Raw genomic sequence first — 19,571 nt, 5'->3', positions numbered from 1 at the left:
GGCGCGCGAGGCGAACTCGACCTCGCCGCGCCCTGCCAGGGCCGTGCGCAGCGCCCGGCCGAGCTGGCCGTCGGCGCCGACCACGAGCACACGTCGCGGGGGCACGGGGACGGCCTCCGCGAGCACGGGGTGAGCGCGGTCCTTGTCGGAGATCTCGACCTCGGAGAGGGGAATCGGCCACGCGATCGCCAGCGCCGGATCGCCCAGGTTGACGAACGAGTAGGACGCATCCGGCGACCAGTGGTCGTTGACGAGGTAGGTGTACGCGGTGTCGGGCTCGAGCGTCTGGTACGAGTTGCCGACGCCGCGTGGCACGAAGATCGCCACGGAGGGATCCAGCTCCGCAGTGAACACCCGTCCGAAACCGGGACCCTCGCGCAGGTCCACCCAGGCGCCGAAGATCCGGCCGGTCGCGACCGAGACCCACTTGTCCCACGGCTCGGCGTGGATGCCGCGGGTCGTGCCGACGGCGTCGTTGAAGGACACGTTGTTCTGCACGGGACCGAAGTCGGGAAGGCCCGCCGCGGTCATCTTCTCCCGTTGCCAGTTCTCCTTGAACCAGCCGCGATTGTCGCCGTGGACCGGGAGATCCCAGATCGTCAGGCCGTCGATGCCGGTCTCGCGCGGGGTGAGCGGCTTGCCGTACGCCGTCACTTACTGCCCCTTGGACGCGTAGAAGGCCTCGACGCCGTCCTTGCTGGGCGCCCACCAGTCCTCGTTCGCCCGGTACCAGTCGATCGTGGCGGCCAGGCCGTCTTCGAACTTCCCGTACGAGGGTGCCCAGCCGAGCTCGGTGCGCAGCTTGGTCGAGTCGATCGCGTAGCGCAGGTCATGCCCCGGGCGATCGGTGACGAGGTCGTAGGCGCCGGAGTCCTGCCCCATGAGATCCAGGATGAGCTCGACGACCTCACGGTTGTTCTTCTCCCCGTCGGCGCCGATGAGGTAGGTCTCACCGATGACCCCGCGGTCGAGGATCGTCAGGACCGCCGAGGAGTGATCGTCGGCGTGGATCCAGTCACGCACGTTCTCGCCCGTGCCGTACAGCTTGGGACGGATGCCGCGGATGACGTTGGTGATCTGGCGCGGGATGAACTTCTCCACGTGCTGGTGCGGCCCGTAGTTGTTGGAGCAGTTGCTGATCGTGGCCCGCACGCCGAACGAGCGCACCCAGGCGCGCACGAGGAGATCGGAGCCGGCCTTGGTCGACGAGTACGGCGACGACGGGTTGTACGGCGTCGACTCGGTGAACCGCTCGGGGTCGTCGAGCTCCAGGTCTCCGTAGACCTCGTCGGTCGAGATGTGGTGGAACCGGGTCTCGTGTCGCCGTGCCGCCTCGAGGAGCGTGTACGTCCCGATGATGTTGGTGTCCAGGAACGGGCGCGGATCGTGGAGCGAGTTGTCGTTGTGCGACTCCGCGGCGTAGTGCACGACGGCGTCGGCATCGGCGGTCAGCTCGTCCACCAGCGCGGCGTCGGTGATGTCGCCGTGGACGAAGCGCAGACGCGACTCCGGGATGCCGTCGAGCGAGGAGCGGTTGCCCGCGTAGGTGAGGCTGTCCAGCACCGTCACGTGGTGGTCGGTGTGGGCGGCGACGTAATGGACGAAGTTGGATCCGATGAATCCGGCTCCTCCGGTGACCAGCAGCTTCGCCATCAGCGACCCCTCTCCAGTGCTTCGAGCAGATAGGTTCCGTAACCCGACTTCACGAGCTTCTCGGCCCGCTGACGCAGGTCATCGTCGGTGAGGAACCCCTCGCGCCAGGCGACCTCCTCCGGCACGCCGATCGACAGTCCGGTGCGCCGCTGGATCGTCCGCACGTACTCGGCGGCGTCGGTCATCTGGTCGAACGTCCCGGTGTCGAGCCAGGCCGTGCCGCGCGGGAGCACCTCGACCTGCAGTCTGCCGCGTTCCAGGTAGGCGCGGTTGACGTCGGTGATCTCGTACTCGCCGCGCGCGGAGGGCTGCAGGTTCCGCGCGATCTCCACCACGTCGTTGTCGTAGAAGTAGAGGCCGGGAACCGCATAGTTGCTGCGGGGGGCCGTGGGCTTCTCCTCCAGCGAGACGGCCGTCCCTTCGCCGTCGAACTCCACGACGCCGTAGGCCTGCGGCTCGGCGACCCAGTACGCGAAGATGGCGCCGCCGTCGATGCCCGAGAAGCGCTTCAGCCGCGAGCCGAGTCCCGGCCCGTAGAGCAGGTTGTCGCCGAGGACGAGAGCGACGTCGTCGTCGCCGATGAAGTCGGCTCCGATCGTGAACGCCTGGGCGAGCCCGTCGGGCGAGGGCTGCTGCGCGAACGTGAGCGAGATGCCGAACTGCGACCCGTCGCCCAGCAGCCGCTCGAAGAACGGAGCGTCGTGTGGCGTCGTGATCACGAGGATGTCGCGGATCCCCGCGAGCATCAACGTGGACAGTGGGTAGTACAGCATCGGTTTGTCGTAGACCGGGATGAGCTGTTTGGAAACGCCCATCGTGATCGGGTGCAGACGCGTGCCCGATCCCCCCGCAAGAATGATCCCCTTCATGCGCCCATCGTCGCACATGCCCTCCGCGGCACGTTGTCAAGCCCCTGGGGGTGAGAGCGGTGCGCCACCTACATTCGTGACCTCACGGATGCCGATGAGGGGCGAGATGACCGACACGCTGGCGGCGCGCACGACGCGCACACGGGACCGCCGCCCGCTCGCCGATGTCGGCGCCGCCCCGGAGCGGGCGCCCCGCATCGTGTGGGAGCGCGTCGACACCGATCGGTACCGCGTCTCGGTCGACGGAGTCGCCCGAGGGTATGTGGAGGTCGTCGGCTCCGTGTTCGTCTCGCTCTGCGGCTGTCGCTACGACCACGCCGTCGAGGTGGCGCAGTCGCTGGACTTCGCGCGGGCGATCGCGCGGGTGGTGGAGGCGTCAGCCGGTTCCGCGCTCACCCCTTGAGCGCTAACCCGCGGTCGGACGACTGTCAAGCCCCTACAGTCCGTGGCGGCTTCGAGCGATGGTGCGCACGACGACGCGAACGCCCGCAGACGCCGGCGTACCCGTCCGGAGGCCCCATGAGATCCGAAGACCACCAGCTCTGGCTGGATCCCCTTACCGAGGACACGTGGCGATTGTGCGACCGCTCCGCATCCGCCACCGATCCCGACAGTGTCGTCGCCTACGTCGAGCGGCGACGCGACGGACGATACGAGGTGACGTGGGTCGCCCACGGCATCCGCACCGGCACTTACGCGACGATGGGGGAGCTCGTCACCGATGCGGCCGATCTCATCGACGAGGGTCCGCGGCAGGCCTGGACGAAACCTGTTCCCATTCCGCATCGTCCACCGCCCCTCCGGGCCGCGCGCTGGGCGACGCGGTGAGGCCGGGCGAGGGAGTCGCTCTCCATCGTGCGAGCGACGCGCAACGGGAAGCGGAGGAGGCCGGGACCGGGCGGGCTCGCGCCGCTTACCACGCGCGCTCCGGCGGTACCAGCCCCTCGGTCCGCGGATGCTGCCGCTCTACCGTGACGACATGGCTCGCAACGTGCGTCTGTTCCGCTGCTCTCCCGCCGAGGTGTTCGCCGTCCTGTCCGACGGCTGGCTGTATCCGGGGTGGGTCGTCGGAGCGTCGCGGATGCGCGACGTCGCCGAGTCCTGGCCCGAGGCGGGCTCTCGCTTGCATCACTCCTTCGGCACGTGGCCGGTGCTGCTCGACGACATCACGCGCGTCGAGCTATGGGATCCGCCCCGCCGCATGGTGCTGCTCGCGCGCGGATGGCCGATGGGCGAGGCACGGGTGAGCATAGAGGTCAAGCCGCGGGGCACCGGGTGCGTCGTCCGCATCGACGAGCACCCCGTGGCAGGTCCCGGGTCGGCGGTGAGTGCGCTCATCGACCCACTGCTCCGGTGGCGGAACAAGGAGACGCTCCACCGCCTCGCGCTCCTGGCCGAGGGCGGGGCGCGACGGCCCGTCGCGGAAGCGGCGCCGGATTCACCGGCTGTGGCCGACCCCGACGCGCCCCTGGACTCCGCCGCCTCCGGAGCGCCGGATGCCACCGAGCCGGAGGTTCTCCGCGAGGCGGCGGACGTCGACACCGCGCCGTAGAGTGGCGACGATGAGCGAGTCGGAGTACGGCGATCTCGACGTCGTGGTGGTGGGGGCGGGACCCAACGGGCTGGCAGCCGCGGTCACCCTCGCGCGCGCGGGGCTCCGGGTCGTCGTGTTCGAACGCGCCGCGCGTGCCGGGGGCGGGGCGTCGACGGCTGAGCTCACGCTGCCCGGGTTCGCGCACGATGTCTGCTCCGCCGTGCATCCCCTCGCGCTCGAGTCGCCGTTCTTCCGCGCCTTCGAGCTCGATCGGCGCATCTCCCTCGTCCGGCCCGACATCTCCTTCGCCCACCCCCTCGACGGCGGCGCGGCGGCGATCGCCCACCGCGACCTCGCCCGCACCGCCGCAGGGCTGGGGAGCGACGGCGCGGCCTACGCCCGCCTGATCGGTCCCCTCGCGCGCCGTGCGTCGGAGGTCGCCGAGATCACGGGCGGCCCGCTCCTGCGCTTCCCACCCCACCCGTGGACCGCTGCACTGCTGGGTGCGGCGACCGCTGAGCAGGGCACGCCGGCGTGGAACCTGCGCTTCCGGGGCGACGCGGCGCCGGCGCTCCTGTCGGGCGTGAGCGCCCACGCGATCCTTCCGCTCCCGAGCCTCGCTGCCGCGGGGGCCGGGCTCGCCCTCACCGCGTATGCGCACGCGCGCGGCTGGCCGATCCCGATCGGGGGGAGCCAGGCGATCGTCGATGCGCTCGTGCGCGACCTCGAAGCCCATGGGGGGAGGGTCGTCCTGGGCCACGAGGTGACGCGGCTGTCCGACCTCCCGCCGGCCCGCGTGCGAATGCTCGACCTCACTCCACGCGCCCTGCTCGCGATGGCGGGAGACGAGCTTCCCGAGCGGTACCGCCGCCGCCTCGCGCGTTTCCGGTACGGGCAGGGAGCCGCGAAGGTCGACTTCGCACTGTCCGCTCCCGTGCCCTGGCACCCGGCAGAGCTCCGCGAGGCGCCCACGCTCCACCTCGGCGGCACCCGCGCCGAGATCGCAGCGGGAGAGCGGGAGGTCGCCCGCGGCCGGCATCCGCAATCCCCCTACGTCCTGGTCTCGCAGCCGTCGATCGTCGATCCCTCGCGTGCGCCGTCCGGCGGGCACACGCTGTGGACGTACACGCACGTACCGGCGGGATCGACGCTCGATCGGGCGGAGGCGGTGATCGCGCAGATCGAGCGCTTCGCCCCCGGTTTCCGCGACACCATCCTCGCCGTGTCGAGCCGCACCGCGGTCGACCTCGAGCACCACAACCCGAACTATCCCGGTGGGGACATCGCGGCCGGTGCCGCCGACGTCCGCCAGTTGCTCGCGCGACCCGTGCTCAGCCCGACCCCCTGGCGGACGCCCGTTGCGGGCCTCTATCTGTGTTCGTCGTCGACCTCGCCCGGTCCCGGAGTCCACGGCCTCGCCGGATGGCACGCCGCCCGCACCGCCCTCCGCGACCAGTTCGGCATCACCACGGATCCCGACCTCTCCCTCGCCGGCTGACCCGCCCCCGGCGGCGAGCACAGCGCCGGGCACAATGGCGGACGGCGGAGGTGCCTCCCCGGCGTGTCGGACGGCGAGCGCGGCGTGTCGGGCTGTCGGTCCGCCGTTGTGCACCGGAGCGGCGCCCCAGACGATACCCGCCGCCGACCGCAGTTGCGTAAAGCACACTTGACATGCCAGAGTAGAAGTGTTGTAAAGCACACTTCACATCGGAGGCATCATGACCGACTCCCGCAGCCCGGAGGCCGCCCCGTCCGCCGCCCAGGAACGTTCCCGGTGGGGACGCGTGAAGTTCGGCTCGCGTCGCCTGTCCGCCCTCGTCGTCGCCGCGCCGATCGGCCTCGTGCTCGCCGTCGGGATCGGTGCGGTCGCGGCGCTCACGGGGGCCGCCGGCCCCCGCCCCCTCCTCGGCGGGATCGCGATGGCGGCGGTCACCGTGTGGCCGTGCCTGGGTCTCGTGTGGGCGCTCATCGTCGACCGGCAGACCCTGCGCGGCGCGACGCCGAACCCCGAGCAGTCCGTCGAGTCCGCCTGGTACGACCGCGCGGCCAGCGGGGCGTTCTCCGACACCCTCCTCATCACCGGCCTCGGGACGGCGGGACTTGCCATCACGGGACTCGATGTGCCCGTGCTGATCCCGTTGATCGCCGTGCTCCTGATCTCGATGGGATCGTTCGGCATCCGCTACCTCGTCCTCCAGCGGCGGGGCTGAGGGTGCGCAACTCCCTTCCCGACCTCCGGCGCGACCGGGGCTGGTCGCAGCAGCAGCTCGCCGACGAGCTGGGTGTGTCTCGGCAGACGATCATCTCGATCGAGCGAGGGAGGTTCGATCCCTCCCTCCCTCTCGCCTTCCGCCTCTCGCGCGTGTTCGACCGCCCGATCGAGCAGATCTTCGCCGATGAGGAGTGAAGCCCGACGACGGGACCGCGACAACCCCGATCGGGTCCTTACGACGTTGTAAGGTGGTGCCACGTCACCGAACGGAGGATCCATGGCGGCGACTCTCCACGATGTGGCCCAGCTGGCCGGAGTGTCGATCAAGACCGTTTCGAACGTCGTCAACGACTACCCGCATGTGCGCCCGTCGACTCGCGAACGTGTGCAGGCGGCGATCGATCAGCTCGGCTATCAGCCGAACCTCTCGGCGCGGAGCCTCCGCTCCGGTCGCAGCGGCGTGATCGGCCTCGTGCTCCCCGAGCTGAGCCTCAGCTACTTCGCCGAGCTCGCCGACGCCGTCATCACGCAGGCCGAGAGCCACGGGCTCGTCGTGATCATCGAGCGGACCGGTGCGGATCGGAGCCGCGAGCTGGCCGTCCTCTCCAGTCCGCGCATGCGGATGACCGACGGCGTGATCTTCAGCCCGCTCGGCATGGGGCAGGAAGACGCCGCGCTGCTGAACGTCGACTTCCCTCTCGTGCTGCTCGGTGAACGGATCTTCGGCGGCCCCGTCGACCACGTGACGATGCGCAATGTCGAAGCCGCACGCGCGGCGACCGAGTTCCTCCTCGCGGCGGGGCGCCGCCGCATCGCCCTCATCGGCGCTCACCCCGACGAGGAGCTCGGCTCCGCCGCGCTCCGCCTGAAGGGCTATGAAGAGGCGGTGACGGCTGCGGGCCTTCCGTACGATCCCGCGCTCGTGCGCTCCACGACTCTCTGGCACCGCGCCAACGGTGCCGAGGCCGCTCGCGAGCTGATCGAGAGCGGGGTCGAGTTCGATGCCGTGTTCGGCCTCAACGATGCCCTCACCCTGGGAGCCATGCGCGCGCTCCAGGAGAGCGGGCGACGGATCCCCGACGACGTCGCGGTGATCGGCTTCGACAACATCGAAGAGGCACAGTACGCCGTGCCGAGCCTGACGACGATCGATCCCGGTCGCGAGCAGATCGCCCAGCGCGCCGTGGACCTGCTCGTCCAGCGCATCGGCGCCGAGGCGAGCCGCCCCGAGAGCCCGAGCGAGGAGACGGTCGCCTTCGAGGTCATCGTCCGCGAGTCCGCCCCCGCCTAAGCCCGCGGCGCGAGTGCGACCCCGGGCCGCGCCCGCGGGCCCCCCGACACGCAGGAGCGGGGTGAGGCGCGTCGCACGCCCCACCCCGCTCGACGGAGGGTCCTACTGGATGCCCTCCTTGACGAGCCGCCACTGCTGGCAGAGCCCGCTGGTAGGACCCCATTGCTGCGCCACGGCGCCGTCAGCGGTGGAGCACCCGTCGATCTCGAGGTACTTGCCGCTGTTGGCGTTGGTGATCGCCCAGTAGCCGCTGCTGTTGGGCGTCAGGTTCCACCGCTGCGTCGCGTGACCGGTGGGGCCCCACTGCGCCGCGTCGGTGCCGTCGGCCGTCGAGGCGCTCGGGATCTCCAGCAGCTTGCCGCTGTTCTTGTTCACGAGCTGGAACGTGCCGCTCGTTGCCGGCGTCACCTGCCACACCTGCGTCGGGTTCCCCGTCGGCCCCCACTGGCCGGCGGGGGCGCCGTCGGTCGTGGCCGCCGAGAAGATCTCCAGCAGCTTGCCGCTGTTGCGGTTGACGATGCGGAACTCCGGTGCCGGGGTGGTGGACGACGGGTAGATCTGGATCTGGTCCAGCTCCGCGAACGTGCCGCTGTAGCCGAACCGGATCGTGTTCGTGCCCGCGTTCAGCGACACGCTCTTCTGTGCCCAGAGGTAGCGTCCCCAATCGGCGGTCTTGGGATAGCTGATGGACGACGCCGTGCCGCCGTTGACCGACACGGCGTGGCTGCTCGTGCCCGACGTCCCGTTCGCGTAGCGCACGTTCATCGTGTAGGTCCCCGCCGTCGGCACCTTGACCGAGAAGGTCACGCTGCTGTCGGAGAAGTTGATGTTGCCGACCTTCGAGCCGTTCGAGGCATCGCCGTGCGTGACGAGGCTCGTGTTGACCCGCGTCGCGTTCTCGGCCTCGTAGGCCGTGGCGTTGAGAGGAACCGTTCCGACCCGGATGTCGTTGTACAGGTAGCCGGTGCGGTAGTTGTCGACGTTGGTCGCCTGGTACAGCGTGCGCCCGTCGGGGCTGTAGTCGATCCCCTGCGCGAAGCCGGTGATCGAGCTCTGACCGTTGAACGTCACCGCGAACGGCAGGCGTTCCCAGGGGCCGACTCCGAGGTTGTAGTTGACGAAGAAGTTCTGGCCGCTGTTGAGGTTTCCTGCCGCGTCGAGACCCCACTTGGAGGCGACGACGACCATGCCCTTCGGTCCGCCGGTGGGAACCCAGGTGACCGTGGGGGAGGAGCCGATACCGCGTCCGTCCGCAAGCTCGACGGGGGTGCCGAGGCTCGTGGTGGTTCCCCAGTTCAGTCCGTCCGGCGACTTCTTGAAGAACACCGGTGAGGCGTTGGAGAACGCGTAGCCGGCGGCGTTGACCACCTCGTACGTGGCGAGGTAGGTGCTGTCGGGCAGCTTGGTGACCGTGATCATGCCGGGGCGGTGCAGCTTGTCGGTCGGTGCCGATACGTTGGACAGCGCGCCCCAGGTCAGCCCGCCGTCGGTGGACCGGCGGTACGACACGGCCTGCAGGACGTTGTTCGCCTTCTGTCGCTCATCGGAGAAGTACGCCGTCAGCCCGCCGTTGCCGTCGACGATGAGGGTGGGCTCCCACACCGTGGTGGTCGTGGAGGTGGACGAGGGGTCGTAGACGGCCGGACCGCCGGTGTCGATCGTGCTGAGGTAGCTCCAGCTCGCGCCCTGGTTGGTGCTCTTGTAGACCACCAGCTTGGTGATCGAGGCGGGGTCGTCGCGGTCGGCCGGGCGGATCTGTCCGGTCAGCAGGAGCGTTCCGGCCGCAAGGCCTCCCGTGGCCTGCGGCAGCTCGTAGAGGAACGGCTGGGCGAGTCGGTCGAGCTGGGTGGTGTCTTCCTGGCCCGGGATGCCCGGGAACTGCAGCCCAGGGTTCACAGCGGAGATCTTGGTCCACGACGTGCCGTTGTCGGTGCTGCGGAAGATGGGCCACTCCTGGTGACAGGCGAGGCTGGGGTTGGCCAGACACGCCTGAGTGTCGGTGGTGGGGTTGGTGCTGGGGCTCACGTCCTTGATCAGCCGGCCGTCGTCGAACGTGACGATCAGGGTGCCGTTGGCCGACCCGCTGTGCTTGAGGGCGACGATCTTGGCGTAGGCGGTGCCGGTGGCGTCACCTCCCTCGTCGTTGAACGACGAGCCGTCCGGTGGTGCGTAGACCAGGGAGCCGTTGCCGGTGGTCACCGCGTAGGCGGGAACGCCGACGATGGCCGACCCGGCGAGCGTGATCACGGCGGTGAGGGCGAGGAGCCCTCGGCGTCTGCGGGGGGCAGATTTCGTGTGTCGCATCTTTGCGTCCTTCATCTGGGGGACGATGCAGGTCGTTCTACATCGTTGTAAACGATGGTTTCACAACGATGTAAAGCGCGTCAACCACGAACTCCGGCGTCAGCGGGCGCGCGTGGCGAGGCGGTGGAACTCGTCGGCCACCGGCGTCTTCACGCGTCGGAGCGTTCCGTCGGCCTCCTCCTCGAGTGCCCACAGGCCCATCGTGAGGAGGTAGTTCATCGCCGACTTGTCACCGGTCCGATACGACCACTCGATCATGTCGGTGATGCACCACCACGTGTATCCGACGACGTCCACACCGTCGGCGCGGAGCTCGTCGACCGCGGCCACCGACTCCTTCATCCAGGAGATCCGCTCCTCGACGGTGCCGGTGTAGCTCGTCTCGGTCAGGAACACGGGCTTGCCGTAGCGCTCGGCGAACGAGGTGAGCACGTCCTTCATGCCCTCCACGCCGGCGTTGTGCCGGGGGCGCAGGTCGCGCGGGCCGCCGGAGCGGGTGACGCCCCGCTCGAAGGTCTCGGTGGAGTGCTGCGGGTAGTAGTTGACCCCGACGACGTCGGGCTGCGCGGTGTGCGCGCGGGCCCACGCGAGGTCGTCGTCGCCGAAGCCGTGGGCGCGCAGGTACGGCACGAGGGCGTGGTCGTCGCCGACGTGCCCCATCACGAGGTCCTGGATCAGGAACCGGCGGTGACGAAGGTGGTCGTGCGTCTCGCGGTGGGCGTCGAGGTCGCCGGTGAAGCGGAACGAGGCCTCCACGTGCACGAAGTCGGCAGCCTCGTCCACCGCCTCGATCGCGTTCTGGGTCGTGACGATGCCGCGGGTGACGCCGCGCAGCACGTCGACGAAGCCCCGATCGCCGGTGCGATAGGGCGGCCACTGCCCGAACTCGCCGCAGTACATGACGTTCAGGAGCGGTTCGTTCAGGGGGGTGTAGTGACGGATCCGGCCGCGATAGCGCTCGGCCACGGCGGCGGCGTACTCGGCCACGCGTTCCGGGTAGTCGGGGTGGACGAACTGGTCCTCCAGCCACAGCGGGGTTCCGTAGTGCATGAGGTCGGTGACGAGGTCGAGGCCGAGCTCATCGAAGGCGTCGACGACGCGGTCGAGCCATTCCCAATCCCACGTTCCCGGCTCGGGCTGGATCCGGTACCACGGGATGCCCCAGCGGACCATCTCGCTGCCGGACTCGGCGCAGTACTCCAGGTCCTCCCGCCAGAAGCGGTAGTGCTGCATGAGCTCGTACTCGTCGAGGGCGCGCTCGCCCGGCCGCGTCTGCGGAATGAACGTGTCTTCGACTCCGACGGCGAATCGGAGGCGTCCGTCTTCGAACCAGCGCATGTGTGTCGTCCTTCGGTGGGGCTTCGGGGTGTGTCGAGTGGGGTGTTCGGGCGGGAGGGAGAGAAGGGGCCGGACCCTCGCGCCGCATCGAGCGGTGCGAAGGGCCGGCCCACGATATCCGGAGCGTCAGCCGGCGAGTGCGGCGTCCATCTCCTTCTGCGCGGAGCTGAGGAGCTCGGCCACGTCGCCGCCGGCGAGGGCCTTCTGAGTGGCGGTGTCCATCGCCGTCAGCACGTCGGTGGAGGGGATGACGCCCGGCAGGAGCGCGACGCCGTACTGCGACTGCTCGGTGAGGGCGGCCACCACCTTGTTCTCCGCCACGTCGGCGGCCGTGACCTCGCTCGTGAGGGGAGGCCAGCCCGAGGCGAGAGACCACGTGACCATGTTCTCCTTCTGGTAGAACCACGTGAGGAACGTCTGGATGGCTTCCTTCTCCTGGTCGGTCGCCTGCGACGTGATGCTGAGGTCGACGGCGAGTGCGGAGGCCTTGATCCCGGCGGGTCCGGCGGGGAGGGGCGCGATGCCGTAGTCGATGCCCGAGGACTCCGAGACGGTCGCCATCCACGGTCCGGCGAGGGTCATGGCGACCTTGCCGGAGCTGAAGAGGCCGTCGGCGTCGGCGCCGGCGAGGCCCGTCGGGGAGAACTTGCCCTTGGCGAGCGCGTCCTTCCAGTAGGTCAGCGTCTTGACGTTCTCGGGCGAATCGATCACGGCCTTGCCATCGGCGGTGACGACATCGCCGCCGCCGCTCTTGAAGAGCGAGGGCCACACGCCGTTGCCGACGGTTCCGTGGTCCTGCAGCGCCAGACCATACTGCTCGGGCGTGCCGTCGCCGTTCTCGTCGATCGTGAGCTTCTCGGCGGCCGCCACCCACTCGTCCCAGGTGGTGGGCACCTCGACACCGGCTTTCTCGAACATGGCGGTGTTGTAGAACATCGTGAGCGGGGTGAAGCTCAGCGGCGCGGCGTAGTGCTTGCCCTCGACCACTCCGGTGGCGACAGCGCCCTCGTTGAGGACACCGGCGCCACTGTCCGACGCGCCGTACCAGTCGTCGAGGTCGTGCAGGGCCCCCTTGGAGGCCCAGACCGGGACGTTCTCGGCGGGGAGGGCGACCAGTTCGGGTCCGGTCTTGGAGCTGAGGGCGGGCAGCGCTGTGTCGAGCAGCGTGGCCCAGGGCTTGGTGGACGCGGTGATCTCGATCTTGTCCTGCGAGGCGTTGAACTCGTCGACGAGATTGTTGAGCACCTTGCCGTCGGCTTCGGTGTAGCCGTGCCAGAAGTCGATCTTGATCGGGCCTTCCGGGGTGGGCGTGCTGGCCGCGCAGCCGGATGCCATGAGCACGACGGCGCTCACGAGTGCTGCTGCGGTGATGGGCTTCTTCATTGGTGCTGGACCTCCACGAGTCGACTCCACTGTCGATGGAACGGCGAAACTCCCTCTCGCCTCTGGGTTCTACAACGTTGTAACAGCGTTGTGATCACATAGTGGATCGTCGGATCGCAATTGTCAAATGGTGCGGGGTGCGTGCTCGACGCGGACCCGGCGACGGTCGATCGTCCGACGGGATGGGCCGACTTGACGACGAGCGGTCGGGGCCCATACTGTCATTTACAACGTTGGAGAAGCGGTGAGGGACACCGCTCAGAAGAGGGAAGCAGCGATGACGCTCACCAGCACTCGACGGTTCCGACCGCCGCCCCCGATCGGGGGCCGTGGCCCCCTGCGTGGGCGGGCGAAGCGACGCATCACGATCGTCGCGTTCCTGCTCCCGGCGATGACGATCCTCATCACGTTCGTCTTCTGGCCCATGTTCGCCGCGCTTCGTCTGTCCTTCACCGATGCCAGCGGCTTCGGGCTGGAGCAGTGGGTGGGCCTGGAGAACTACATCGCGGTCTTCACCGAGCCGAACATCCTGCGGGCGATGGGCAACACCGCCCTCTACACGGTCATGTTCACCCCGGTCGTCGTGCTCCTCGCGCTTCTGCTCGCCCTCGCGCTCAACAGCCCACGGCTGCCCCTGCGCGGAGCCTTCCGCACGGCGCTGTTCCTCCCGTTCATCGTCTCGCTCGCGGTGGCCGCCTTCGCGTGGCAGTACCTGCTGGATCCGCAGGTCGGACTCCTGAACTACTGGCTGCAGTCGTTCGGGGTGCGCATCGGCGACGTGCTGCAAGACCCCGCGCTCGCGATGCCCACGGTCGTGCTGATCGCGGTGTGGAAGAACTTCCCCTTCTACATGATCGTCTTCCTCGCCGGCGTGCAGGAGATCCCGCAGAGCCTCTACGAGGCGGCGAAGATGGACGGCGCCGGGCCCCTCGCCCGGTTCCGCAACGTGACGGTGCCGCTCCTCAGCAACACGACCGGATTCGTGTTGGTGATCTCGACGATCGCCGCCCTGCAGGCCTTCGATCAGATCTACATCCTCACCGGCGGCGGCCCCTACCAGAGCACGCAGACCGTCGTGATGCAGATCTACAAGTCCGGCTTCAAGGATCTCGAGCTCGGGTTCGCTTCCGCACTGTCGTACGTGCTGCTGATCGCCACGCTGCTGCTGAGCCTCGTGCAGTTCGCGATCACCGCCCGCGGTGAGAAGGACGCCGGTTGACCATGAACACTCTCGCCCGCCGCCGTCGCGTCACCGACCAGCTCACCCGCTGGCTGTTCTTCGCCGCCATGCTGATCGTGGCCCTGCTCATCCTGCTGCCGATCGCGATCATCGTCTTCACCGCGTTCAAGCCGGTCGCCGAGGTCAACGCCTTCCCGCCGACGCTCGCGCCCGGTGCGTGGACGCTCGACAACTTCACGCGCATCTTCACCGACCTGCCGTTCGCGCGGCTCATCCTCAACAGCTTCATCTTCGCCGGCGGCGTGACGCTCTTCGCCCTCGTGTTCGACTCGCTCGCGGCGTATGTGCTCGCCCGAGTGGACTTCCGCGGCAGCAAGCTGCTCCTCATCGCGATCGTCGCGAGCCTCATGGTGCCCTTCCAGGCCACCCTGATCCCGGTGTATCAGCTGGTCGCCGACCTCGGATGGATCAACTCCTACACGGGACTGATCGCTCCGCGCGCCGCCGACGCCTTCGGGATCTTCTTCCTGCGGCAGTTCTTCCTGTCCCTTCCCCGCGACCTCGACAACGCGGCGCGCATCGACGGGGCATCCGAGCTGCGCATCTTCCGCAGCGTGGTGCTCCCCAACGCCGTGCCAGCGCTGGTGACCCTCGGGATCTACACCTTCGTCAACAACTGGAACGACCTGCTCTGGCCCCTCGTCTTCACGACCGACCAGCAGATGGGCACGATCACCTCCGGACTGACCCTGCTCACCGGCCCCGACGGCATCATCCCCTACGGCGTGATGATGGCCGGATCCCTCATCGCCCTGGCGCCCCTCGCCGTCCTCTTCCTCGTGCTCCAGCGGCGCTTCATCCAGAGCGTCGCCAGCACCGGACTCAAATGACCCCGACCGACCCGAGACGAGAGGCTGCAATGCCCACCGCACGACTCATGTTCGACCCCCGGCTGCCGATCGGTGCCGTCAACCGCCGGCTGTTCGGCTCCTTCGTGGAGCACCTCGGCCGGTCGGTGTACGACGGCATCTACGAGCCGACCCACCCCACCGCCGACGCCGACGGGTTCCGCCAGGATGTGCGCGATCTCGTCCGCGAGCTGGGGGTGAGCGCCATCCGCTATCCCGGGGGGAACTTCGTGTCGGGCTTCCGCTGGGAGGACAGCGTCGGGCCGCGCGAGCAGCGCCCCGAGCGCATCGATCTCGCGTGGCACTCGACCGAGACCAACGAGGTGGGGCTCCACGAGTTCCAGCGGTGGCTGGAGTCGATCGACAGCGAGCTCGTCCTCGCGGTCAACCTCGGCACCCGCGGGACCCTCGAAGCGCTCGACCTGCTCGAGTACGCGAACCTTCCCGGTGGCAGCGCGCGCGCCCTCGAGCGGGCGAGCAACGGACGCGCCGAGCCGTTCGACGTGCGCATGTGGTGCCTGGGCAACGAGATGGACGGACCCTGGCAGCTCGGACACCGCTCCGCCGACGACTACGGCAAGCTCGCCGCCCAGACCGCCCGCGCCATGCGCATGTTCGACCCGTCCCTGGAGCTGGTGGTGTGCGGGTCGTCGAGCCGGCACATGTCCACGTTCGGCGAATGGGAGCGGGTCGTGCTCTCCCACTCCTACGACGACGTCGACTACATCTCCTGCCACGCGTACTACGAGGAGAAGAACGGCGACGCGGCCAGCTTCCTCGCCTCGGCCGTCGACATGGACGCCTTCATCGAGCAGGTCGTGACGACCATCGATCACGTCAAGGCCGTCAAGCGCAGCGATCACGTCGTCAACATCTCCTTCGACGAGTGGAACGTCTGGTACAACGAGCGGTTCGAGAAGATCGACAAGATCACCGGCGTCGACAACTGGCCGGTCGCGCCCCGGCTCCTCGAAGACGCGTACTCGGTACTCGACGCCGTCGTCGTCGGGAATCTCCTGATCTCGCTCCTCCGTCGCGCCGACCGTGTCACGAGCGCGTCGCTCGCGCAGCTCGTGAACGTGATCGCCCCGATCATGACCGAGCCCGGCGGCATCGCGTGGAAGCAGACGACCTTCTTCCCGTTCGCCCTTACTTCGGCGCTCGCCGTCGGCGAGGCGGTGACCACGCGCGTCGAGTCCGAGAACTACGACACCGCCGTGTACGGCACCGTGCCGACGATCGACGCGATCACGACGCACGACGCCGAGGCCGGGACGGTCAGCATCTTCGTCGTGAACCGTTCGCAGACAGACGCCACGACGCTCGAGTTCGACCTCGCCTCCTTCCCCGGCGTGATCGGCGGTGACGCGCAGACCCTCGCCGACGACGACATCTACGCCGTCAATACGCTCGCCGAGCCCGAGCGGGTGTCGATGCGGGCGAACACGTCGCTCGCGCTCGCCGATGGGGCCGGACGAATCGAGCTTCCACCCGTGTCCTGGACCGTCATCACCCTCCGCACGCGCTAGCCGTCGGGGCCGGGTCGGGGGTCGGGCCTGTCCCTCCCCGATGCACAACGGCCGAGGCTTGATGCACAACGGCGGATGGGCAGGGCGACACGCCGTGCGTTCCTCCCCTTCGCACGGCGTGTCGCTCGTCCGCTCCGCCGTTGTGCCCGTTCGGTCGGCGGGGCGCGGTGACGGACCGGGCGCTGGGTCGGGGTGTGGCTGGAAGGATGTGCGCATGCGCTCATCCGACCGTCCGCGGTGGAACCACAACATCCACTTCCACCCGGTCGTGCTCAGCGCCATCCCCGCTGGAGCGCGCTCGGCGCTCGACATCGGCACAGGCAATGGCCTCCTGGCTGTCGAGCTGCGCCGACGGGTGGACGAGGTGGTGGCCGTCGACCTCGACGCCGGGGTGCTGCGCGAGGCGGCGAGTGACCATCCCGACATCGACTGGCTGCAGGCCGACGTCATGGCGCACGACTTCGGGCGCCGGTTCGACGTGGTCGCATCGGTGGCGACGGTGCACCACCTGCCGGACCTTCGAGCGGGTCTGCGCCGGATGGCGGAGCTGACCGCTCCGGGCGGGGTGCTGGTCGTTGTCGGGGTGGCTCGCGGTTCCACGACCCTTGACTACGCGCGCTCGCTGATCGGCGTGCTTCAGCATCAGTGGTACGCCCGTACGCGCGGAGTGTGGGAGCACACCGCTCCGACGGTGTGGCCTCCGCCGCACACCTTCACCGACGTGCGGCGCGCTGCCGCCGAGGTGCTCCCCGGTTCCCGCTGGCGGCACTTCGCACTCTGGCGCTACGCGATCCTCTGGCGCCGCCCGGCCTGACGGCCGCAGTGGGCGTGGTGCGCGACGTCCTGCCACGCCTTCGCGCTACCTGCTGCGCCTTCGCGCAACCTGCTGAACACAACGGCGGACATGGGAGGCGATACGCCGTGGATCGAGCCCGCGTCTGCGGCGTGTTGTCCAACGTATCCGCCGTTGTGCACGGGGTGGTGGCGGTCGCGACCTGGGAAGGCGGGACCGTCCCAACATTCCGATAAACGGAAGAGGCATCTGAATAACGGAATGTGGCTACAATGGCGACACCACTTCCCGACCCTTCGATGGAGAACGTCCGCTCATGGCAGCCCTGCCCGCCGGCGACACGCCCCCGACCCCCGCGATGATCGCGGTGGCCCTCGGGGTCCCGCCGATGCGCCTGGAGCTCCTCCGAGCCGTCGCCCACCTCGGGAGTGCTACCACCTCGCAGCTCGCGCGTCAGGTCGGGTGCACACGGAACGGACTGCGCCCCCACCTGGCGATCCTGGAGGAGCTCGGTGTCGTGCGGGCCGAGACGCAGCGGATCCTCGGCAGCTATCGCCCCGCGAAGGTGGATCTCGCGTGGAACGTCTACGACGCGCTCGTGAGCGGTCTGGGCCGCGAAGAGGTGAGCGCGTGACGCATCCGGAACTGGTCACGGCGACCACCGACTCCTTCCTCCTCGCCGAAGGTCTCGTATGGGATCCGGTCGCATCGCGGAGCGCCAACCCGATCAGCCACCCGCTGTCGGGCCGCCTGTTCACCCTGCGCACCCCCCACCGGGGCGCGCCACCGCTGCTGTGGTCGGGAAGCGCCGGCCCGGACTTCGCCCCCGTCCCTGAAGGAGGACACGAATGAAACTGCTGCGCGTCGGACCGGAGGGTGCGGAACGCCCCGGGGTCCTCGTCACCGAGGACGGGTTCGTGGACGTCTCCGATCTCGTCTCCGACTTCGACGAGGCGTTCTTCGGATCCGACGGGATCGCACGGATCGCTCCCGTCGTCGAGGAGCGCCGGCGGGAAGGGCGGATCACGCCGATCGCGGGTCATCGCATCGGCGCTCCCATCGCCCGTCCGCACCAGATCATCTGCGTCGGCCTCAACTACAGCGACCACGCGCGGGAGACCGGCCAAGCGGTGCCGGAGGAGCCGATCCTCTTCACGAAGTCGCCCAACACGCTCGTGGGTCCTCATGACGACGTGCGGCTTCCGCGCGGGGCGACCAAAGCCGACTGGGAGGTGGAGCTCGGCATCGTGATCGGTGCCCGTGCGAGCTACCTGGAGTCCCCGGCCGCCGCGCGCGACCACATCGCCGGGTGGGTGCTGGTCAACGACGTCAGCGAGCGCGCGTTCCAGATGGAGCGGGGCGGGCAGTGGCTGAAGGGGAAGTCGGCCGAGACGTTCAACCCCGCGGGGCCCTGGCTCGTGACCCCCGACGAGGTCGACGACGTGACGGCCCTCGACATGTGGCTCGACGTGAACGGGGTGCGCCGGCAGACCGGGTCGACCGCGACGATGATCTTCGACCCCTACGTGATCGTCCACTACATCAGCCAGTTCCTCGTGCTCGAGCCGGGCGACCTCATCAACACCGGCACGCCCCCCGGCGTGGGGATGGGCTTCTCGCCTCAGATCTGGCTGCGCGAGGGTGACGTCATGACGCTCGGCATCGATGGACTCGGCACGCAGCGGCAGACCGTGATCGGTCCGCGATGAGGGCCCTCGTCATCACGGGTCCCACGTTCCTCATCCAGATCTGACGAAGGAGACCGACATGACACGTGCCCTGGTGACCGGAGGTGCACGCGGCCTCGGCGCGGCGGCCGCGGCCCGACTGGCCGACGACGGGGTGGAGGTGATCCGCATCGACGTCTCGGACGGCGGCGACATCGTGCTCGACATCACGGACGAGGAGGCGGTGGCAGCGGCCGCCTCCGAGATCGGACCCGTCGACGTGCTCGTCAACTCGGCCGGGATCGTCGGCCCGAACGCGCCACTGCTGGAGACCGACCCCGCGCAGTGGCGCCACGTCTTCGACGTCAACGTGCTCGGCACCGTCGCGATGATGCGTGCCTTCGTCCCGGGCATGGTCGAGCGCGGATGGGGCCGGGTCGTCAACCTCGCCAGCATGGCGGGAAAGGACGGCAACCCCAACCTGTCGATCTACTCGGCCTCGAAGGCGGCGGTGATCGCCCTCACCAAGTCGGCGGGCAAGGAACTGGCCACGACGGGCGTGCTCGTCAACGCGATCGCCCCCGCGGTGATCGCGACCCCCATGAACCAAGACACCGCGCCCGACGTGCTGGCCCACATCACGAGCCTCATCCCCATGAAGCGCGTCGGGAAGGCGGAGGAGGTCGCCGAGCTGATCGCCTGGCTCGCGTCCCACCGGGTGAGCTTCTCCACCGGCGCGGTCTACGACATCAGCGGGGGCCGGGCCACCTACTGAGGTGCGGCCCTAGCTGTACCCGGTCATGAGGTTGGTGTCGCGCGGGTGATGGGGGGTTGGCCGCCGCAGGCGGTGTGGGGTCGAGCGTAGTTGTAGTGCTCGAGCCAGGGCGAGAGGGCGTTGAGTCGGGCTTGG

22 protein-coding genes are annotated in these 19,571 nt (G+C 69.1%); 15 read left to right on the top strand and 7 right to left on the bottom strand.

Translation table 11 applies throughout. The annotated features are described in order from the left end of the window. From QM591_RS00860 to rfbA, 3 genes are all read right to left on the bottom strand, one after another. Positions 1-654, bottom strand: a 654-nt coding sequence (locus tag QM591_RS00860) for a dTDP-4-dehydrorhamnose 3,5-epimerase family protein (RefSeq protein ID WP_415128627.1), incomplete at its 3' end; no start/stop codon positions are given. Beyond that, on the bottom strand, positions 655-1,653 hold the full coding sequence (gene rfbB, locus QM591_RS00855; protein ID WP_415128625.1) for a dTDP-glucose 4,6-dehydratase: 999 nt from the start codon (positions 1,651-1,653) through the stop codon (positions 655-657). Further along, positions 1,653-2,522, bottom strand: coding sequence for a glucose-1-phosphate thymidylyltransferase RfbA (rfbA, locus tag QM591_RS00850; RefSeq protein WP_415128623.1), 870 nt, complete (start codon positions 2,520-2,522; stop codon positions 1,653-1,655). The genes rfbB and rfbA overlap by 1 nt, the downstream gene beginning before the upstream one ends. A 106-nt stretch (positions 2,523-2,628) precedes the next feature. On the opposite strand from rfbA, the gene QM591_RS00845 reads away from it, so the two are divergent. The 7 genes from QM591_RS00845 (at position 2,629) to QM591_RS00815 (ending at position 7,559) form a co-directional block, all read left to right on the top strand. Then, entirely contained in the window at positions 2,629-2,925 is a 297-nt protein-coding gene (locus QM591_RS00845; RefSeq protein ID WP_415128621.1) for a hypothetical protein, read from the top strand. A gap of 116 nt (positions 2,926-3,041) precedes the next feature. After that, positions 3,042-3,350, top strand: a complete 309-nt coding sequence (locus QM591_RS00840; protein WP_415128619.1) for a hypothetical protein — start codon at positions 3,042-3,044, stop codon at positions 3,348-3,350. A 151-nt stretch (positions 3,351-3,501) separates the two neighbouring features. Continuing rightward, positions 3,502-4,074: an SRPBCC family protein gene (locus QM591_RS00835; RefSeq protein WP_415128617.1), complete on the top strand. Its 573-nt coding sequence runs from the start codon at positions 3,502-3,504 to the stop codon at positions 4,072-4,074. Between the two features lie 10 nt (positions 4,075-4,084). After that, positions 4,085-5,554, top strand: a complete 1,470-nt coding sequence (locus QM591_RS00830; RefSeq protein ID WP_415128615.1) for a phytoene desaturase family protein — start codon at positions 4,085-4,087, stop codon at positions 5,552-5,554. Between the two features lie 220 nt (positions 5,555-5,774). Next, positions 5,775-6,266: a hypothetical protein gene (locus QM591_RS00825; protein ID WP_415128613.1), complete on the top strand. Its 492-nt coding sequence runs from the start codon at positions 5,775-5,777 to the stop codon at positions 6,264-6,266. 2 nt (positions 6,267-6,268) lie between these two features. Next, entirely contained in the window at positions 6,269-6,463 is a 195-nt protein-coding gene (locus tag QM591_RS00820) for a helix-turn-helix transcriptional regulator (RefSeq protein WP_415128611.1), read from the top strand. A gap of 82 nt (positions 6,464-6,545) precedes the next feature. Then, positions 6,546-7,559 (top strand): LacI family DNA-binding transcriptional regulator, encoded by a 1,014-nt coding sequence (locus QM591_RS00815; RefSeq protein ID WP_415128609.1) that lies wholly within the window; start codon positions 6,546-6,548, stop codon positions 7,557-7,559. A 102-nt stretch (positions 7,560-7,661) separates the two neighbouring features. On the opposite strand, the gene QM591_RS00810 is transcribed toward QM591_RS00815, so the two are convergent. The 3 genes from QM591_RS00810 to QM591_RS00800 all read right to left on the bottom strand — a co-directional run bounded on the left by QM591_RS00810 (position 7,662) and on the right by QM591_RS00800 (position 12,584). After that, the gene (locus QM591_RS00810) at positions 7,662-9,863 is read right to left on the bottom strand and encodes an RICIN domain-containing protein (RefSeq protein WP_415128607.1); all 2,202 of its coding nucleotides are present in this window, start codon (positions 9,861-9,863) and stop codon (positions 7,662-7,664) included. Between the two features lie 99 nt (positions 9,864-9,962). Further along, positions 9,963-11,201 carry a family 1 glycosylhydrolase gene (locus QM591_RS00805; RefSeq protein WP_415128605.1) on the bottom strand — a complete coding sequence of 413 codons (1,239 nt, stop codon included), beginning with the start codon at positions 11,199-11,201 and terminating at the stop codon, positions 9,963-9,965. A gap of 126 nt (positions 11,202-11,327) precedes the next feature. Further along, positions 11,328-12,584: an ABC transporter substrate-binding protein gene (locus QM591_RS00800; protein ID WP_415128603.1), complete on the bottom strand. Its 1,257-nt coding sequence runs from the start codon at positions 12,582-12,584 to the stop codon at positions 11,328-11,330. Positions 12,585-12,861: 277 nt separating this feature from the next. On the opposite strand from QM591_RS00800, the gene QM591_RS00795 reads away from it, so the two are divergent. The 8 genes from QM591_RS00795 to QM591_RS00760 all read left to right on the top strand — a co-directional run bounded on the left by QM591_RS00795 (position 12,862) and on the right by QM591_RS00760 (position 19,436). Continuing rightward, on the top strand, positions 12,862-13,803 hold the full coding sequence (locus QM591_RS00795; RefSeq protein WP_415128601.1) for a carbohydrate ABC transporter permease: 942 nt from the start codon (positions 12,862-12,864) through the stop codon (positions 13,801-13,803). Between the two features lie 2 nt (positions 13,804-13,805). Beyond that, complete coding sequence (locus QM591_RS00790) at positions 13,806-14,654, top strand: carbohydrate ABC transporter permease (protein WP_415128631.1); 849 nt, start codon at positions 13,806-13,808, stop codon at positions 14,652-14,654. A gap of 29 nt (positions 14,655-14,683) precedes the next feature. Further along, entirely contained in the window at positions 14,684-16,201 is a 1,518-nt protein-coding gene (locus QM591_RS00785; RefSeq protein ID WP_415128600.1) for an alpha-N-arabinofuranosidase, read from the top strand. A gap of 214 nt (positions 16,202-16,415) precedes the next feature. After that, entirely contained in the window at positions 16,416-17,015 is a 600-nt protein-coding gene (locus tag QM591_RS00780) for a class I SAM-dependent methyltransferase (RefSeq protein WP_415128598.1), read from the top strand. A 295-nt stretch (positions 17,016-17,310) separates the two neighbouring features. After that, positions 17,311-17,628, top strand: coding sequence for a winged helix-turn-helix domain-containing protein (locus QM591_RS00775; protein ID WP_415128596.1), 318 nt, complete (start codon positions 17,311-17,313; stop codon positions 17,626-17,628). Continuing rightward, on the top strand, positions 17,625-17,846 hold the full coding sequence (locus QM591_RS00770; protein ID WP_415128594.1) for a hypothetical protein: 222 nt from the start codon (positions 17,625-17,627) through the stop codon (positions 17,844-17,846). Before QM591_RS00775 ends, QM591_RS00770 begins: the two co-directional genes overlap by 4 nt. Continuing rightward, positions 17,843-18,703: a fumarylacetoacetate hydrolase family protein gene (locus tag QM591_RS00765; RefSeq protein ID WP_415128592.1), complete on the top strand. Its 861-nt coding sequence runs from the start codon at positions 17,843-17,845 to the stop codon at positions 18,701-18,703. Before QM591_RS00770 ends, QM591_RS00765 begins: the two co-directional genes overlap by 4 nt. Before the next feature lie 58 nt (positions 18,704-18,761). Beyond that, entirely contained in the window at positions 18,762-19,436 is a 675-nt protein-coding gene (locus tag QM591_RS00760) for an SDR family NAD(P)-dependent oxidoreductase (protein ID WP_415128590.1), read from the top strand. Positions 19,437-19,459: 23 nt separating this feature from the next. Here QM591_RS00760 and QM591_RS00755 read toward each other — a convergent pair. After that, positions 19,460-19,571, bottom strand: a 112-nt coding sequence (locus tag QM591_RS00755) for an integrase core domain-containing protein (RefSeq protein WP_415128629.1), incomplete at its 5' end; no start/stop codon positions are given.

Origin of the sequence: Microbacterium sp. (assembly GCF_047607225.1) — a bacterium.
In the GTDB taxonomy this organism is placed as follows: domain Bacteria; phylum Actinomycetota; class Actinomycetes; order Actinomycetales; family Microbacteriaceae; genus Microbacterium.
This window is presented reverse-complemented; position numbering and strand designations above follow the sequence as displayed.

Excerpts from the sequence above, each read along its gene's own strand:
- QM591_RS00805 (WP_415128605.1), bottom strand. The coding sequence starts at position 11,201 with ATGCGCTGGTTCGAAGACGGACGCCTCCGATTCGCCGTCGGAGTCGAA.
- QM591_RS00815 (WP_415128609.1), top strand. The coding sequence starts at position 6,546 with ATGGCGGCGACTCTCCACGATGTGGCCCAGCTGGCCGGAGTGTCGATC.
- QM591_RS00785 (WP_415128600.1), top strand. The coding sequence starts at position 14,684 with ATGCCCACCGCACGACTCATGTTCGACCCCCGGCTGCCGATCGGTGCC.
- rfbA (WP_415128623.1), bottom strand. The coding sequence starts at position 2,522 with ATGAAGGGGATCATTCTTGCGGGGGGATCGGGCACGCGTCTGCACCCG.
- QM591_RS00835 (WP_415128617.1), top strand. The coding sequence starts at position 3,502 with ATGGCTCGCAACGTGCGTCTGTTCCGCTGCTCTCCCGCCGAGGTGTTC.
- QM591_RS00765 (WP_415128592.1), top strand. The coding sequence starts at position 17,843 with ATGAAACTGCTGCGCGTCGGACCGGAGGGTGCGGAACGCCCCGGGGTC.
- QM591_RS00795 (WP_415128601.1), top strand. The coding sequence starts at position 12,862 with ATGACGCTCACCAGCACTCGACGGTTCCGACCGCCGCCCCCGATCGGG.
- QM591_RS00780 (WP_415128598.1), top strand. The coding sequence starts at position 16,416 with ATGCGCTCATCCGACCGTCCGCGGTGGAACCACAACATCCACTTCCAC.
- QM591_RS00840 (WP_415128619.1), top strand. The coding sequence starts at position 3,042 with ATGAGATCCGAAGACCACCAGCTCTGGCTGGATCCCCTTACCGAGGAC.
- QM591_RS00810 (WP_415128607.1), bottom strand. The coding sequence starts at position 9,863 with ATGCGACACACGAAATCTGCCCCCCGCAGACGCCGAGGGCTCCTCGCC.
- QM591_RS00760 (WP_415128590.1), top strand. The coding sequence starts at position 18,762 with ATGACACGTGCCCTGGTGACCGGAGGTGCACGCGGCCTCGGCGCGGCG.
- QM591_RS00845 (WP_415128621.1), top strand. The coding sequence starts at position 2,629 with ATGACCGACACGCTGGCGGCGCGCACGACGCGCACACGGGACCGCCGC.
- QM591_RS00790 (WP_415128631.1), top strand. The coding sequence starts at position 13,806 with ATGAACACTCTCGCCCGCCGCCGTCGCGTCACCGACCAGCTCACCCGC.
- QM591_RS00830 (WP_415128615.1), top strand. The coding sequence starts at position 4,085 with ATGAGCGAGTCGGAGTACGGCGATCTCGACGTCGTGGTGGTGGGGGCG.
- rfbB (WP_415128625.1), bottom strand. The coding sequence starts at position 1,653 with ATGGCGAAGCTGCTGGTCACCGGAGGAGCCGGATTCATCGGATCCAAC.
- QM591_RS00825 (WP_415128613.1), top strand. The coding sequence starts at position 5,775 with ATGACCGACTCCCGCAGCCCGGAGGCCGCCCCGTCCGCCGCCCAGGAA.
- QM591_RS00800 (WP_415128603.1), bottom strand. The coding sequence starts at position 12,584 with ATGAAGAAGCCCATCACCGCAGCAGCACTCGTGAGCGCCGTCGTGCTC.
- QM591_RS00775 (WP_415128596.1), top strand. The coding sequence starts at position 17,311 with ATGGCAGCCCTGCCCGCCGGCGACACGCCCCCGACCCCCGCGATGATC.